This is a genomic window from Mesorhizobium sp. CAU 1741, from assembly GCF_039839275.1.
Classification (GTDB): Bacteria; Pseudomonadota; Alphaproteobacteria; order Rhizobiales; family Rhizobiaceae; genus Aerobium.
In genome coordinates this window covers 179,829-194,492 of the sequence record NZ_JBDOQP010000002.1, presented here as the reverse complement: position 1 = coordinate 194,492, position 14,664 = coordinate 179,829, and the positions used below count along the sequence as shown (strand labels likewise).

The following is a 14,664-nucleotide window of genomic DNA, read 5'->3' as shown; positions in this document are numbered from 1 at the left end:
GGACGGCACGTTGAAACTGACTCCCACCCGATTGTGAGGACAGAGTGAACCAGACCGCGATCTTCTGGCCGATGATGGCGCATGTGCTCCTGGTGTTCATCATCTATGCCATGCTCGGCCTGCGCCGAAAGGCGGCGGTGACCAGCGGTAATGCCAAGGTTTCGCAATTCCGCGAGAATCAGGTCGAGCCGCAGCAAAGCCTGTTCGTGAAGAATGCGCTTGCAAACCAGTTTGAACTGCCGATGCTGTTCCACATCGCATGCCTGTCGCTCTATGCGACCGGCGGAGCAGACATCGTCGCGCTCGTGCTGGCATGGCTGTTTGCCATCTCCCGCTACGTGCACACTTTCATCCACGTCACGTCAAACCGGATTCGCTACCGACAGCCTGCTTTCGTCGCCGGTTTCGTGATCGTCCTGGTGCTCTGGGTCATGATCGCCATTCACCTGCTGAGCGCCTGAGGCAGGACCGAGCCCACGTGCGATTGCCGCAAGCGCGCGGCACTCGCCGGCGCGACTGGAGCTTTTGCGCCACGCGAAGGCAAGCGTCCGCGACGGCATCGGCTCGGCGAACGGCACGATCCTGAGGTCGGGGATGGCCCGGCTCGCCTCGCTGGCCATTTCCGGAACCAGCGTCACGCCTTGTCCATGGGCAACCATCTGCAGCAGCGTCGTCAGGCTCGTGGCGCCATAATTCGCCATGGCCGCGGGCCGGATGTTGCCGCAGACCGCCAACGCCTGGTCGCGCATGCAGTGGCCTTCCTCAAGCAGCATTAGGCGCTCCAGCGCCGGACTTTCCGGCGGCACCGGCGGAGCGATGAAGCCGGGGTCGTCGCGCGGGATCGCGAGAAAGAATCGGTCCTCGAAGAGCGGCTCCACCACGAGGGCAGGGCTGTCGAGCGGCAGGGCGGCGATCATCGCATCCAGCCGACCCGCCGCCGTTTCCTCGACCAGCGTCGCGGTCACCGCCTCGCGCATTTCCACGGATAGGGCAGGGAAGCGCCGCCGCAGTTCCGGCAACAGCCGCGGCAGGAGATAGGGTGCAACGGTGGGGATGACGCCCAGTCTGAAGCGGCCTTCCACGGCTCCGGGTCCTCGGCGCGTCGCCGTCTCTATCTCGCGCAACTCCACCAGGATGCGCTCTATCCTGGAGCGCATCGCGCGTGCCTCCTCGGTCAGATGGACCGTCCTGCGCCCGCGTTCGAAGAGCTTGCAGCCCAGCCGCTCCTCCATTTCGGCGATCTGCGAGGAGAGGGCCGGCTGGGTCACGCCGACAAGCGCCGCGGCGCGCCCGAAATGCAGCGTTTCCGCAAGCGCCTCGAAATACTCCATCTGGCGGACCGTCAGTTTTATCATAAGCGGAAATTATCGTAACAAATAGGAAACGCAATTTGTTTCTATCGTAGAGTTCGGATAGTTTTGAATTGTTCCAGAATGAGTGGCCGGTCATGACGCGGGCTTTTCGCACGCCGCACGTGCCGCTCACGGCGAGAATTGAGCCGCCTCTGGACAACAATTCATGTCCGTGTCGGCCGACTGCGGTGGCCACGGCAAAGCAACGCAGGTTCTGGCAGCTCCGCGCGGGGGTGTCGCAAGAACACGATCAACAGATGGAGACGACCATGGACGCGCCAGAGGCCAACGACAACGCCGGACCGAAATCGGAGGGCAAGTGCCCCGTCGCGCATGGCAGGCAGGTTCGCACCAATCGCGACTGGTGGCCGGAGCACCTGAACGTCCAGATCCTTCATACCAATTCCTCGCTGTCCGATCCCATGGGGCGGGAATTCGACTACGCGGAGGAATTCAAGAAGCTCGATCTGGAAGCGCTGAAGAACGACCTGCGCGCCCTGATGACCGATTCGCAGGAATGGTGGCCGGCAGATTTTGGCCATTATGGCGGGCTCTTCATCCGCATGGCCTGGCACAGCGCTGGCACCTATCGCACCACCGACGGGCGTGGCGGCGCCGGCATGGGACAGCAGCGTTTTGCACCGCTCAATAGCTGGCCCGACAACGCTAACCTCGACAAGGCGCGTCGCCTGCTGTGGCCGATCAAGCAGAAATACGGCAACAGGATCTCCTGGGCCGACCTGATGGTGCTCACCGGCAACGTCGCGCTTGAATCCATGGGCTTCAAGACGTTCGGCTTTGCCGGCGGCCGCGCCGATGTTTGGGAGCCCGAAGAACTTTACTGGGGACCGGAAGGAACCTGGCTCGGCGACGAGCGCTACAGCGGCGAGCGCCAGTTGAATGAACCGCTCGCGGCGGTGCAGATGGGCCTGATCTACGTCAACCCGGAAGGCCCGAACGGCAAGCCCGACCCGGTCGCCGCGGCGCACGACATCCGCATGACCTTCGCGCGCATGGCGATGAACGACGAGGAGACCGTCGCGCTGATCGCCGGTGGCCACTCCTTCGGCAAGACCCATGGTGCCGGCGATCCGTCGCTGATCGGTCCCGATCCCGAAGGTTCGGCGATCGAGGACCAGGGTCTCGGCTGGAAGAGCAAGCACGGCACCGGCTTCGGTGCCGACACCATCACCGGCGGACCCGAGGTGACGTGGACGCAGACGCCGACCCGGTGGAGCAACCTCTTCTTCGAAAACCTGTTCAACCATGAATGGGAGCTGACCAAGAGCCCCGCTGGCGCATTTCAGTGGAAGGCAAAGGATGCGGAGGCCAACGTGCCGGACGCGCACGACCCGTCCAGAAAGCATCTCCCCACGATGCTCACCACCGACCTGTCGCTTCGCTTCGACCCCGCCTATGAGAAGATTTCGCGCCGGTTCCTGGAGAACCCGGATCAGTTCGCCGATGCGTTCGCGCGCGCCTGGTTCAAGCTCACGCATCGCGACATGGGTCCGAAGGTGCGCTACCTCGGCCCCGAAGTGCCGGCGGAAGACCTGATCTGGCAGGATCCGATCCCGGCCGTCGATCATCCACTGGTCGACCAGGTCGACATCGCATCGCTAAAGGCGAAGATCCTTGCTTCCGGGCTGTCGGTCGCCGAGCTGGTCTCGACGGCATGGGCATCGGCCTCGACGTTCCGGGGGTCCGACAAGCGCGGCGGCGCCAATGGCGCACGTATCCGCCTTGCGCCGCAAAAGGACTGGGAGGTGAACCAGCCTGCCCAGTTGACCAAGGTGCTCGGCGTGCTGGAAGGCATCCAGCGCGACTTCAGTGCCTCGCAGGGTGGCGGCAAGAAGATTTCGCTCGCCGACCTCATCGTGCTGGCGGGGTCTGCCGGCGTCGAGAAGGCCGCTAAGGATGCGGGCGAAGACGTCACCGTGCCGTTCACACCCGGCCGCATGGACGCAACGGCCGAACAGACGGACGCGGAGTCCTTCGCACCGCTTGAGCCGCGTACCGATGGTTTCCGCAATTATCTCAGCGGCACGCAGTTCATGAAGCCGGAGGAAGGGCTCGTCGACCGCGCCCAGCTTCTGCGTCTGACCGCGCCCGAGATGAGCGTGTTGCTCGGTGGCTTGCGTGTTCTTGGCGCCAATTACGACAACTCCAAGCACGGCGTGTTTACCGACAGGCCGCAGACGCTCACCAACGACTTCTTCGTCAACCTGCTCGACATGAGCACGGTATGGAGCGCGTCCCAGGGCGAGGACGGGGTGTATGAAGGCCGCGACCGCAAGTCCGGCGAACTGAAGTGGACCGGCACGCGCGTCGACCTCATCTTCGGCTCGCACTCCCAGTTGCGCGCCCTTTCGGAAGTCTACGGACAGTTCGACGCCAAGCCGAAATTCGTCCGGGATTTCGTCGCCGCCTGGACGAAGGTGATGAACGCGGACCGCTACGACCTGCACTGAGGTCGGCTCGTCTCGACAATCCACAGGCGCGGAGCATCTCCGCGCCTGTTTGCTTGGGGACCGGAGTTGACGATGTCGTGAAACCGCGGATCGGTATTGCCTTACGAAGCGTCATGAGCAACAAGAATTCGTTAACCATAACGCCATACAGGTTGTTGAGGTAACCAAGCCGTTTTGGGGGACGACATGACTATTTCCCGCCGGGCCTTTGTCATTGGCCTGCCGATCTTCTTTGCGGGTTGCTCCGTCACGGAGTACCGCACGGACTACCAGAATTACGCTGCCGTTCCTCATCCGCGCTTTCCGCTGGCCGCCTTGTCCCCGGACAAGATCAAGCCGGAACTGCGCCGCCGGGAAGTGGCCTATCAGTCAAGCCACAAGGCGGGCACCGTCGTCGTCGACACACCCGAGCGACGGCTCTATCTGGTGCTCGGAAACGGCCGTGCGATGCGCTATGGCATTGGCGTCGGGCGTGAAGGGCTCGCTCTGCGGGGCAACGCCACGATCGGTCGCAAGGCGGAGTGGCCGAGCTGGACCCCCACCAGCAACATGATCGCCCGCGACGCCGGCAACCGCAAATATGCCGGCGGTGTGCCAGGCGGCCTGACCAATCCGCTCGGTGCCCGCGCGCTCTATCTCTACCGGGGCGGCCGCGACACCATGTTCCGTATCCACGGCACCAACCAGCCACAATCGATCGGGTTGGCGATGTCGAGCGGCTGCGTGCGCATGCTCAACCACGATGTAGTCGATCTATACGAGCGCGTGCCAGTCGGTGCAAACGTGGTCGTCATCCAGGCCTGACGGCGGCATCCCGCTTTCTCTCATTGCTCTGCTTGTGTTCCCGAGGCAGCCTCGTTACGGAGGCTGCATTCGGGCAACCGGCTTTGGAGTGAGCGATGCGACTTGGCGGCAGGGTGGCGGCAGCCATCGAGATACTGGACGACATCGAGAACCGGCACCGCCCGGCGGCCGACGCGCTAAAGGATTGGGGGCTGTCGCACCGGTTTGCAGGCGCCGGCGATCGTGCCGCCATCGGCAACGTCGTCTACGATGCCTTGCGCCGACGCCGCTCGGCAGCATGGCTGTTCGATGATAGTTCATCGCGTGCGCTGGCCTTTGGCGCCTTGCTGCTGGAATGGGGCATGAACGGTGCCGGCATCAACGCCATGCTGGAAGGCGACCGTTTTGCACCCGCGCCCTTGACCAGCGACGAACTGGCCACCCTTGAGCAGCGCGACCTTGCTGAAGCGCCTGCCGCCATACGTGCCGACTGCCCGGACTGGTGTATTCCGCTGGTCGAGGAAGCCTTTGGCGATGAATGGCCCGAGGAAGTCGCCGCCCTTGCAGCCCGTCCGCCGCTGGACCTGAGGGTCAACACGCTGCTGTCGACACGCGACAAGGTGCTTGGGGAACTGAGTGCGTCCAATCCATCCATCACCAGCCTCGCCCGCGACGGCATCCGCATCCCCCCGATCCAGGGCCACGGCCGCCATCCGAATGTCCAGGCGGAACCCGCCTTCCAGAAGGGCTGGTTCGAAGTGCAGGACGAAGGCTCGCAGCTCGTCGGCGAACTCGCCGATGCCACGCCTGGCATGCAGGTGCTCGACTATTGTGCTGGCGCCGGCGGCAAGACGCTGGCCCTGTCGGCCGCGATGGAAAATCGCGGGCAGATATTTGCCCATGACTCGGAGAAGCAGCGCCTTGCGCCGATCTTCGACCGGCTGCGCAGGGCAGGGGCGCGCAACGTCCAGACCGTGTCCCGCCCGGCCGATCTCGAACCGCTGTGCGCGGCGATGGACTTGGTGCTGGTCGACGCCCCATGCACCGGCAGCGGCACATGGCGGCGCCGTCCGGATGCGAAATGGCGACTGACCGACCGCCAGCTCGATGTGCGCCTGCGCGAGCAGGCCGCGATCCTCGCCGCCGTGCGCGATTTCGTGAAGCCGGGAGGCAGGCTGGTCTATATCACCTGCTCGATCTTCCCGCAGGAGAACAGGCATCAGATGGAGGCCTTCCTCAACGCCAATCAGGACTTCAGGCCACTTGATCCGTCAGCTCTTTGGAACACCCGTTTCCCAGGGCGGGAAGACCGGATGCGTGTCGATGGTTCCGGGGTTGTGCTGACGCCGAGGACGAGTGGCACGGACGGCTTTTTCTTCGCTGCCCTGGAGCGTGTCGCCGGCTGAACGCGTTCCTGGAACCGGCTCCAGCGCCAATCGTTCCTCATGCTGAAAACACCGGTACCTGCCATGTTTCGTTATCTGTCTCTTCCTCTCTTCCTGGTTCTCGTTGTCGGCGGCGGCTCTCTGATTGGCGCCAGCAACACGCCGGGCGAGTGGTATCAGGGGTTGGTGAAGCCGTCCTTCAATCCGCCCGATGCGATCTTCGCTCCCGTCTGGACAGCGCTCTACATCCTCGTCGCCATCGCCGGATGGCGGGTCTGGAGCAGGAAGGCGACGGGCGGCGCGATGACCGTCTGGTGGCTGCAGCTCGGCCTCAACTTCCTGTGGTCGCCGGTCTTCTTCACCCTGCACGCGACCGGCGTGGCGCTTGCAGTCATTCTTGCCCTGCTTGCCGCCATCCTCGCATTCATTCTGATCACCTGGACACGGGATCGCGTGGCGGCGTTTCTCTTTCTGCCCTATGCGGCATGGGTGGCATTCGCCACGCTGCTCAACTTTGCGATCTTTCAGCTCAACTGAGCAGCCTTGCCGGAGCCACTCGCACATTGCTTGCGGACTGGCAGGCGGCTATGCAGTTGCACATAAAACATGGGGTAGACGGATGTCGGTGCGTTTCGAGCCACTGGGCGACTTCGAAGGGCGCGTCCGCGCGAGTTTTGCGCGGCAGAAGATCATGACGACGATCGGTGCCGAGTTGACACGTGTCAACCCGGGCGAGGTCGAGATCGAACTTGCCTATGACGCGGAACTGACCCAGCAGCACGGTTTCCTGCATGCCGGCATCATCTCCACCGCCCTCGATTCCGCCTGTGGCTACGCAGCCTATTCGGTGATGCCGGAGAGCGCGGCGGTGCTGACCATCGAGTTCAAGGTCAACCTGCTTTCGCCGGGCAAGGGCGAACGCTTCCTTTTCCGCGGCTCGGTGACCAAGCCGGGACGGACGATCATCGTCGCCGATGGCCAGGCCTACGCCTACGACGCTGAGGGCGAAGCCCGGCTGATCGCGACCATGACCGGCACGATGATGGTTGTGAGCGGGCGCGATGGCATCGTGGGTTGAGCCGACCCTGCTCGGCGGACGCCGCGTGCTGTTCGTCATGGCCGCGGCGCCTGAATACGGCCCGAGGCTGCAGAGCCGGTTCAAACCGGTGATGACCGGCGTGGGACCGGTGGAGGCGGGTGTCGTGCTGTCGGCGGCGCTCGCGCGCCTGGAAGCTGCGGGCCAACTCCCGGAGATGCTCGTTTCGCTCGGCTCGGCCGGGAGCCGCGTGCTCGAGCAGACGGCGATTTACCAGGCGACCAGCGTATCCTATCGCGACATGGATGCCTCACCGCTGGGATTCCCGAAGGGCGAGACGCCGTTTCTCGGCCTGCCCCATGTCATCGAATTGCCGCTGCGCGTGCCCGGTATCGCGACGGCCTCCCTTTCGACAGGCGCAAACATCGTTTCGGGTGGCGCCTATGACGGGATCGATGCCGATATGGTCGACATGGAGACCTACGCGGTGCTGCGCGCCTGCCAGCATTTCGGCCTGCCTCTCATCGGCCTGCGCGGCATCTCCGACGGCGCGGCCGAACTGAAGCATGTCGGCGACTGGACCGAATATCTGCATGTCATCGACGAAAACCTCGCCGAGGCGGTCGATCGCGTCGCGGCTGCGATCGGTTCGGGCGATATCTCGGTCTAGGACCTTGCGGAATCAGCGTGCTTTCTTTATGCGCTCGCCATGAACACCACCGCTCATCCCGACACCGTCCTCATCATCGATTTCGGCAGCCAGGTCACGCAGCTCATCGCGCGTCGCGTGCGCGAGGCCGGGGTCTACTCCGAGATCGTCCCCTTTCAGTTGGCGAGCGACGCCTTCCGCAGGATCGCACCGCGCGCGGTTATCCTGTCGGGCAGCCCCGCCTCGACGATCGACATCGACAGCCCCCGCGCCCCTCAGGAAATCTTCGAGGCCGGCATTCCCGTCCTGGGCATCTGCTACGGCCAGCAGACCATGTGCGCCCAGCTCGGCGGCAAGGTCGAGTCAGGCCATCATCGCGAGTTCGGCCGTGCCTTTCTGGATGTCGACGAGGAGAGCGCGCTGTTCGAGGGCGTCTGGCCCAAGGGCACGCGGCACCAGGTGTGGATGAGCCATGGCGACCGCGTGACGGCCCTGCCGGAAGGCTTCCGGGTCGTCGGCACGTCGACCGGTGCGCCCTTCGCGGCCATTGCCGACGAGAAGCGTCGCTTCTACGCCGTCCAGTTCCATCCCGAAGTCGTGCACACGCCCGACGGCGCGCGGCTGCTGGCCAATTTCGTCCACAACATCGCCGACCTCGAGGGCAACTGGACCATGGCTGCCTATCGCGAGCAGGCGATTGCCGCGATCCGCGCGCAGGTCGGCGATGGACGGGTGATCTGCGCGCTTTCCGGGGGCGTTGATTCCTCGGTGGCTGCCGTTCTGATCCACGAGGCCATCGGCGAACGCCTGACCTGCATCTTCGTCGACCACGGTTTGCTGCGCAAGGACGAGGGCGAGCAGGTCGTCCAGATGTATCGTGAGCACTACAACATCCCGCTGGTGCACGTGCGGGCCGAGGAGCGGTTCCTCGCGGCGCTGGAAGGCGAGGCCGATCCCGAAAAGAAGCGCAAGACGATCGGCCGGCTGTTCATCGAGGTGTTCGAGGAAGAGGCTGCGAAACTCGCCGAAGCCGGGAAGCCGGCGGACTTCCTCGCACAGGGCACGCTCTACCCGGACGTGATCGAAAGCGTCTCGTTCACCGGTGGGCCATCGGTCACGATCAAGTCGCACCACAATGTCGGCGGCCTGCCGGAGCGCATGAAGATGCAGCTCGTGGAGCCGCTGCGTGAACTCTTCAAGGATGAGGTGCGCGTGCTTGGGCGTGAGCTTGGCTTGCCCGACCACTTCATCGAGCGCCATCCCTTCCCCGGTCCTGGTCTCGCCATTCGGTGCCCCGGCCCTGTCAGCCGCGACAAGCTCGATATTCTGCGCGAAGCCGACGCGATCTATCTCGACGAGATCCGCAAGGCGGGACTCTACAATGCGATCTGGCAGGCGTTCGCGGTGCTTCTTCCGGTACAGACCGTGGGCGTCATGGGCGACGGCCGCACCTATGAATTCGTCTGCGCCCTGCGGGCGGTGACATCCGTCGACGGCATGACGGCGGATTTCTATCACTACGACATGGATTTCCTCGGCCGCGCCGCAACCCGCATCATCAACGAAGTCCGCGGCATCAACCGCGTCGTTTACGACGTGACCTCGAAACCGCCCGGCACAATCGAGTGGGAATGATTCCCACGTATCCGACGCTTTGAGCTCAGCCCCTCATGCCACGTCCGGAAGATGTGGCAGGAGCTTGTCGAGCGTGATCGGGTAGTTGCGCACGCGGATGCCGGTGGCGTTGTGGATGGCATTGGCCACCGCCGCGCCGACGCCGCACAGGCCGAGTTCACCCACGCCCTTGGCCTTCATGGGTGAGGAAATGGGGTCTTCACCGTCGAGGAACACAACCTCCTGTTCCGGAATGTCGGCGTGGACGGGCACTTCGTAGCCGGCAAGGTCGTGGTTGACGAAGAAGCCGCGCTTGGTGTCGACCGCCAGCTCTTCCATCAGCGCGGCGCCGACGCCCATGGTCATCGCTCCAATCACCTGGCTGCGCGCCGTCTTCGGATTGAGGATGCGACCGGCGTCGCAGACGGCAAGCATGCGACGCACCCGCGTCTCGCCCGTCGCCGCGTCGACACCGACTTCGACGAAATGCCCTGCGAATGTGGATTGCTGGTATTGCTCGTCCAGATCGCCGAAGGAAATGGCGTCCTCGGCGAGGATGCCGTCCGGTCCGGCGGCGTCTCCCAGCGTCACCGTGCGGTTGCCTGCTCGCACCGAGCCATCGGAAAAGTCGACGTCGGAAGAGTTGAAGCCGAGCTTCTGCGCGACGGCTTCGCGCAGCTTGACACAGGCGGCATAGACGCCGGCGGTCGAGGTATTGGCGCCCCACTGCCCACCGGAGCCGGCAGCGACGGGAAATGCTGAATCGCCGAGACGGACCACCACTTTTTCGATGCCGACACCCATCATCTCGGCCGCCGTCTGCGCGATGATGGTGTAGCTGCCGGTGCCGATGTCTGTCATGTCGGTCTCGACCGTGATCACGCCCTGCGCATCGAGACGGATCCGCGCCCCGGATTTCGTCACCATGTTGTTGCGAAAGCCTGCCGCCATCCCCATGCCGATGAGCCACCTCCCGTCGCGACGGCCACCAGCGGTCGTGGCGCGGTCGTGCCATCCGAAGCGCTCCGCGCCGAGTCGAAGGCACTCGACCAGCCGCCGCTGGGAAAACGGCCGTTCAGGTTTTTCGGGGTCGACTTGCGTATCGTTGATGATGCGGAACTCCACCGGGTCGATGCCGAGCTTTTCCGCCATCTCGTCCATCGCCATTTCGAGCGCCATCATCCCGGACGCCTCGCCTGGCGCCCGCATGGCGTTGCCTTCCGGCAGGTCGAGCTCGGCGAGCTTCATCGCCGTCATGCGATTGGCGCCGGCATAGAGCAGCCGGGTCTGCTGGACGGCAGTCTCTGTCCCGCCGCCGGGGAGATTGCCCGATAGGCTTTCATGTCCGATCGCGGTGATGTGGCCGTCGCCATCGGCGCCGATGCGAATGCGCTGGATCGTTGCCTGGCGATGCGTCGTATTGTTGGCGATCAGCGGTCGTGGCAGCGCCAGCTTGACCGGCCGGCCAGCGGCGCGGGCGGCAAGGGCGGCGAGTAGCGCGTCGGAACGGATGAACAGCTTGCCGCCGAAGCCGCCGCCGATGAAGGAGGAGACGAGGCGGACGTTGTCCTTGGGGATTTTGAGCGTTCTCGCAATGTCGCCCCGGCTCCAGTTGATCATCTGGTTGGAGGTCCACAGCGTCAGCCGATCGCCTTCCCATGCGGCTATGGTGGCATGCGGCTCCATCATGGCATGCGACTGGTCGGGTGTGGTGTAGGTCGCGTCGAGCTTCACCGGCGCGGCCGTAAACGCGGCGTCGAAATCGCCAAACGCGCTCTCGGGGTCGTCATCATCGGGAGCTGTGGCCTTGTCGCGCTCCGCCGCCAGATCGAAACGGGCCACTGTTTCCTCGTAGTCGACGCGTACAAGATTGGCCGCCGCGCGGGCTTCCTCGAACGTCTCGGCCACCACCACCGCGAGCGCTTGGTGATAGTGGTCGATCTCCGGTCCACCCAGCAGCTTGGCGACGTTAAGCTTGCCCTTTCCGAGATCACCCGCCTCATCCGCCGTGACGATTGCGATGACGCCCGGCGCGTCACGTGCTTCGGAGAGGTCGATCGCCGAAATCCGTCCTTTGGCGATCGCGGACGCCACGATGGCCCCGTAAGCCTGGTTCGGCACGACGTCGTGACGTTCGTAAGCGTACGGCGCAGTGCCGGTGGTCTTGAGCGGCCCGTCGACGCGATCGAGCGGCTGGCCGACGACCTTCAGGCGGTCGATCGGGTTCGTTGAGGCTGGAGTGTCGAAACGCATTGTCAGTGCCTCGCTTCGCTGAGAACCGAGGCAATCGTGCGCTCGACCAGCGGCAGTTTGAACGCGTTGTGGTGCGTGGTGACGGCCCCGGCGAGAAGAGCCTCGGTAACGGCACGCGCGCCACGTGGCGCTTCGGCTTCCGCTGTCTCTCGCCGCCACGGCTTCGGCGCAACGCCGCCCAGCGCAATGCGCGCGGTGCCATCCGGAAGCACGATTGCTCCGACCGACACCAGCGCGAAAGCGTACGACGCCCGGTCCCGGACCTTGCGGTAAATGTGCACGCCGCCTGGCGGTGGCGGCAGCGTGACGGCGGTGATCAGTTCGCCGGCCTCGAGTGTGGTCTCGATTTCGGGCGTGTCGCCCGGCAGGCTGTGAAGATCCTGCATGGGAATGCTGCGCGGCGTGCCGTCGGCGCGAATGGTCTCGACAGTCGCGTCGAGTGCCCGCAACGCGACCGCCATGTCACTCGGATGGGTAGCAATGCAGGCATCGCTGACGCCGACGACACCGAGCTGCCGGCTGAAGCCTTCGATCGCAGAACAGCCACTGCCGGGACGGCGTTTGTTGCATGGCTGGTTGGTGTCGTAGAAATACGGGCAACGGGTCCGCTGAAGAAGGTTGCCGGCCGTGGTCGCCTTGTTTCGCAATTGCCCTGACGCGCCGGCCAAAAGCGCGCGCGACAGCAAGCCGTAGTCTCGACGTATGCGTGGGTCCGCGGCAAGATCGGTATTGCGCACCAGCGCGCCGATCCGCAGGCCGCCCTCGGCGGTTGGCTCGATCGTGTCGAGGCCGAGACGGTTGACGTCGACCAGATGGGCCGGAGCCTCGATTTCGAGCTTCATCAAATCGAGCAGGTTGGTGCCGCCGGCGATGAATTTGACACCGCGGTTGCCGGCTGCCGCTGCTGCCGCCGCTGCGGGAGACGAGGCGCGTTCATAAGTGAATGGTTTCATGGACGACCTCCCGCGACTTCCCTGATGGCGTCCATGATGTTGGCGTAGGCACCACAGCGGCAGATGTTGCCGCTCATGCGTTCTCGCAATTCTTCCGAGGTTGCTTTTGGCTGCGCGTCGAGCGTCTCGGAGACATGGCTGGGAACACCTGCGTCGATCTCGGAAAGCACGGCGACCGCCGAGCAGATTTGCCCAGGCGTGCAGTAGCCGCACTGATAGCCGTCATGCTTGATGAAGGCTGCCTGCATGGGATGAAGATTGTCGGGAGTACCGAGCCCCTCGATCGTGGTGATTTCGTCGCCGTCGTGCATGACGGCAAGCGTCAGGCAGGAATTGAGGCGACGGCCCCCAACGAGGACGGTACATGCACCGCACTGCCCGTGGTCACACCCCTTCTTGGTGCCGGTCAGCTTCATCGTCTCGCGCAGCGCGTCGAGAAGCGTCGTGCGGGTGTCGACCTCAAGGTCGGCTGCCACGCCATTGACGGTCAGCGATACCGGCATTCGGACCGGAGCAGCGACGCCGCCAGACGACCGGTTCGACCGGGACGATGTGTCATCGGCCATTGGGGAAGGGCCGTCGATAGTCGACGGGGCACCGCCTGAATTGGCGTTAGGGATCATGTCGAAACTCTCTGGAAATCATCATTCCAGAGGTCAATTCATGATGGGCATTTCGGTTGCAGACAATGACGGCGTAATGCCAGCGCCGATATCAAATCTTACCAAGGAGCAGCCTGGACGCTCAGGAAGTCAGGCGAAGTGCGCTTCCGCAGCTTCGATCAGGTCGACATGACCGATGATGAGAATCTCGCTGCCGTCCCCCATGACGTTCTGCCACAGGCCAATCTCTTCGTGCTTTAGCGAAGAAGTATTGCTTTGCTCCATTAGGAAGTAACTTCCGGAGACTTCGAATTCAAATCCGGCGAAGGCCGACCTGAAATACACCAATGCGTCAATGAGCGCCTGGTCCGAAAGCTCCACCTTCTCCCACGCCCCGAAACTAGGAACCAATGATTCAAGCATTGAAAGCGTGATTTCGCCGACGCCGGCATCTCCGTCAGCGCCATCTGAGACTTTCTCAAAATCGAGCGACGTTACGTCCATGATTGCCTGAAGCGCATGGAAGGCGAGTGTATCCTTCGCTTCCAAAGTCGTATCGTCGGTCTTGGCGTCATCTGCGCTGATAGGTGCCGACTGCGCGGCGGCGGGCACAACAATCGAATCATCGCCATTGTCGAGCATCGGGATGTCGGTTCGCTCGACCGTCGTGAACACGATGACATTGTCGTCGCTGGAATTGGCGGATGCGACTTTCACCTCCGTCATCTCGACCGGGATCGGCACGACCACCATGCCGCGACCCGATTCGTGTGATTCGGAGATGATGGGACCGTTTTCGACCGGGGCCTCGTCGGAAGCCGCATCGACACTTGCATCGGCGAACAGCACCGCGCCATCATGTCCGTCAAGCGTGCCCGGCAGCTTCATTTCCGCGTGTTCCGCGGCGTTCGACCTGGAATTGATGTTGGCGATTTCGAGCGACAGCAGCACACCGGCGAGCGAAGCCACTGCGGCTGGTGAGTCGACCATGTCATACAGGCGCGCGAGAACCGTTTGCGCCCGGCCAGTGACCGACACTTCCTGCTTGCGCGAAGAGGCATCATGGCCGGCGCCGAACTCGACGTCACCGCTCTTTGCGTGGGCCGAGACGCTATTTTCCAGCTTGAACAGCAGGAACACCGCCGAAATCGACATGATGATCCGTGCTGCCGGGTGCAGGATCACGTTTCCGCTCTTCTGCTGGCGCACAGAAACGATTCGGCACACCTCGCTCTCGAAGGTGGCGATGAGTTCGGAGATGGTATTGCAGGTAATGCGAAGATTGAGCTGATCGCAGATCAGCAGGCATTTGCCGTCGATACGAGCCACGTGCATGAACACGTCCTGGGTCGAGACGTCGAAAAACGCCATCCATGGGTCGCCCGCGTCCGTAAGGCCACGATCGAGGCCGATGCCGACACCATTCTGCACCAGCAGCCTGTGGGCGCGGTAGAAGTCAGCGAGCTCCTGCTGACTCCAGTCGCGCGCATCATTCTGCTCGCGAGCTCCGAAGAACTTTCTTGGATAAGGAAGAATGCGCATCCGGGCCACGTTCGTCTGATCGGA

The 14,664-nt window shown here is 63.6% G+C and carries 13 protein-coding genes; 8 read left to right on the top strand and 5 right to left on the bottom strand.

Going from position 1 to position 14,664, the window contains the following annotated elements; all coding sequences use genetic code 11:
* The first annotated feature begins 71 nt into the window (after positions 1 to 71).
* Complete coding sequence (locus AAFN84_RS07900) at positions 72 to 461, top strand: MAPEG family protein (protein ID WP_347515077.1); 390 nt, start codon at positions 72 to 74, stop codon at positions 459 to 461.
* On the opposite strand, the gene AAFN84_RS07895 is transcribed toward AAFN84_RS07900, so the two are convergent.
* Positions 363 to 1,355 (bottom strand): hydrogen peroxide-inducible genes activator, encoded by a 993-nt coding sequence (locus tag AAFN84_RS07895; RefSeq protein WP_347514017.1) that lies wholly within the window; start codon positions 1,353 to 1,355, stop codon positions 363 to 365. The two genes, AAFN84_RS07900 and AAFN84_RS07895, sit on opposite strands and share 99 nt — an antisense overlap.
* Before the next feature lie 266 nt (positions 1,356 to 1,621).
* Between AAFN84_RS07895 and katG the strand changes: the two genes are divergently transcribed.
* The 7 genes from katG (at position 1,622) to guaA (ending at position 9,311) form a co-directional block, all read left to right on the top strand.
* The gene (katG, locus tag AAFN84_RS07890) at positions 1,622 to 3,823 is read left to right on the top strand and encodes a catalase/peroxidase HPI (RefSeq protein WP_347514016.1); all 2,202 of its coding nucleotides are present in this window, start codon (positions 1,622 to 1,624) and stop codon (positions 3,821 to 3,823) included.
* A 186-nt stretch (positions 3,824 to 4,009) separates the two neighbouring features.
* Complete coding sequence (locus AAFN84_RS07885; protein ID WP_347514015.1) at positions 4,010 to 4,627, top strand: L,D-transpeptidase; 618 nt, start codon at positions 4,010 to 4,012, stop codon at positions 4,625 to 4,627.
* 95 nt (positions 4,628 to 4,722) lie between these two features.
* Complete coding sequence (locus AAFN84_RS07880) at positions 4,723 to 6,012, top strand: RsmB/NOP family class I SAM-dependent RNA methyltransferase (protein WP_347514014.1); 1,290 nt, start codon at positions 4,723 to 4,725, stop codon at positions 6,010 to 6,012.
* A gap of 63 nt (positions 6,013 to 6,075) precedes the next feature.
* Positions 6,076 to 6,528, top strand: coding sequence for a TspO/MBR family protein (locus tag AAFN84_RS07875; RefSeq protein ID WP_347514013.1), 453 nt, complete (start codon positions 6,076 to 6,078; stop codon positions 6,526 to 6,528).
* Positions 6,529 to 6,610: 82 nt separating this feature from the next.
* Positions 6,611 to 7,069 carry a PaaI family thioesterase gene (locus tag AAFN84_RS07870; protein WP_347514012.1) on the top strand — a complete coding sequence of 153 codons (459 nt, stop codon included), beginning with the start codon at positions 6,611 to 6,613 and terminating at the stop codon, positions 7,067 to 7,069.
* Positions 7,053 to 7,697, top strand: a complete 645-nt coding sequence (locus tag AAFN84_RS07865; RefSeq protein ID WP_347514011.1) for a 5'-methylthioadenosine/S-adenosylhomocysteine nucleosidase — start codon at positions 7,053 to 7,055, stop codon at positions 7,695 to 7,697. Before AAFN84_RS07870 ends, AAFN84_RS07865 begins: the two co-directional genes overlap by 17 nt.
* Before the next feature lie 39 nt (positions 7,698 to 7,736).
* The gene (gene guaA / locus AAFN84_RS07860) at positions 7,737 to 9,311 is read left to right on the top strand and encodes a glutamine-hydrolyzing GMP synthase (protein ID WP_347514010.1); all 1,575 of its coding nucleotides are present in this window, start codon (positions 7,737 to 7,739) and stop codon (positions 9,309 to 9,311) included.
* Between the two features lie 33 nt (positions 9,312 to 9,344).
* Here guaA and paoC read toward each other — a convergent pair whose 3' ends face one another.
* The 4 genes from paoC to AAFN84_RS07840 form a co-directional block, all read right to left on the bottom strand.
* Entirely contained in the window at positions 9,345 to 11,543 is a 2,199-nt protein-coding gene (gene paoC, locus AAFN84_RS07855; RefSeq protein ID WP_347514009.1) for an aldehyde oxidoreductase molybdenum-binding subunit PaoC, read from the bottom strand.
* A 2-nt stretch (positions 11,544 to 11,545) separates the two neighbouring features.
* The gene (locus AAFN84_RS07850; RefSeq protein ID WP_347514008.1) at positions 11,546 to 12,496 is read right to left on the bottom strand and encodes a xanthine dehydrogenase family protein subunit M; all 951 of its coding nucleotides are present in this window, start codon (positions 12,494 to 12,496) and stop codon (positions 11,546 to 11,548) included.
* Positions 12,493 to 13,062: an aldehyde dehydrogenase iron-sulfur subunit PaoA gene (gene paoA, locus AAFN84_RS07845; protein WP_347514007.1), complete on the bottom strand. Its 570-nt coding sequence runs from the start codon at positions 13,060 to 13,062 to the stop codon at positions 12,493 to 12,495. Before paoA ends, AAFN84_RS07850 begins: the two co-directional genes overlap by 4 nt.
* Before the next feature lie 186 nt (positions 13,063 to 13,248).
* On the bottom strand, positions 13,249 to 14,640 hold the full coding sequence (locus AAFN84_RS07840) for a hypothetical protein (protein WP_347514006.1): 1,392 nt from the start codon (positions 14,638 to 14,640) through the stop codon (positions 13,249 to 13,251).
* Between the last annotated feature and the right edge of the window lie 24 nt (positions 14,641 to 14,664).

Excerpts from the sequence above, each read along its gene's own strand:
- AAFN84_RS07885 (WP_347514015.1), top strand. The coding sequence starts at position 4,010 with ATGACTATTTCCCGCCGGGCCTTTGTCATTGGCCTGCCGATCTTCTTT.
- AAFN84_RS07840 (WP_347514006.1), bottom strand. The coding sequence starts at position 14,640 with ATGCGCATTCTTCCTTATCCAAGAAAGTTCTTCGGAGCTCGCGAGCAG.
- AAFN84_RS07900 (WP_347515077.1), top strand. The coding sequence starts at position 72 with ATGATGGCGCATGTGCTCCTGGTGTTCATCATCTATGCCATGCTCGGC.
- AAFN84_RS07880 (WP_347514014.1), top strand. The coding sequence starts at position 4,723 with ATGCGACTTGGCGGCAGGGTGGCGGCAGCCATCGAGATACTGGACGAC.
- AAFN84_RS07895 (WP_347514017.1), bottom strand. The coding sequence starts at position 1,355 with ATGATAAAACTGACGGTCCGCCAGATGGAGTATTTCGAGGCGCTTGCG.
- AAFN84_RS07865 (WP_347514011.1), top strand. The coding sequence starts at position 7,053 with ATGGCATCGTGGGTTGAGCCGACCCTGCTCGGCGGACGCCGCGTGCTG.
- guaA (WP_347514010.1), top strand. The coding sequence starts at position 7,737 with ATGAACACCACCGCTCATCCCGACACCGTCCTCATCATCGATTTCGGC.
- paoC (WP_347514009.1), bottom strand. The coding sequence starts at position 11,543 with ATGCGTTTCGACACTCCAGCCTCAACGAACCCGATCGACCGCCTGAAG.
- AAFN84_RS07850 (WP_347514008.1), bottom strand. The coding sequence starts at position 12,496 with ATGAAACCATTCACTTATGAACGCGCCTCGTCTCCCGCAGCGGCGGCA.
- AAFN84_RS07870 (WP_347514012.1), top strand. The coding sequence starts at position 6,611 with ATGTCGGTGCGTTTCGAGCCACTGGGCGACTTCGAAGGGCGCGTCCGC.
- AAFN84_RS07875 (WP_347514013.1), top strand. The coding sequence starts at position 6,076 with ATGTTTCGTTATCTGTCTCTTCCTCTCTTCCTGGTTCTCGTTGTCGGC.
- paoA (WP_347514007.1), bottom strand. The coding sequence starts at position 13,062 with ATGGCCGATGACACATCGTCCCGGTCGAACCGGTCGTCTGGCGGCGTC.
- katG (WP_347514016.1), top strand. The coding sequence starts at position 1,622 with ATGGACGCGCCAGAGGCCAACGACAACGCCGGACCGAAATCGGAGGGC.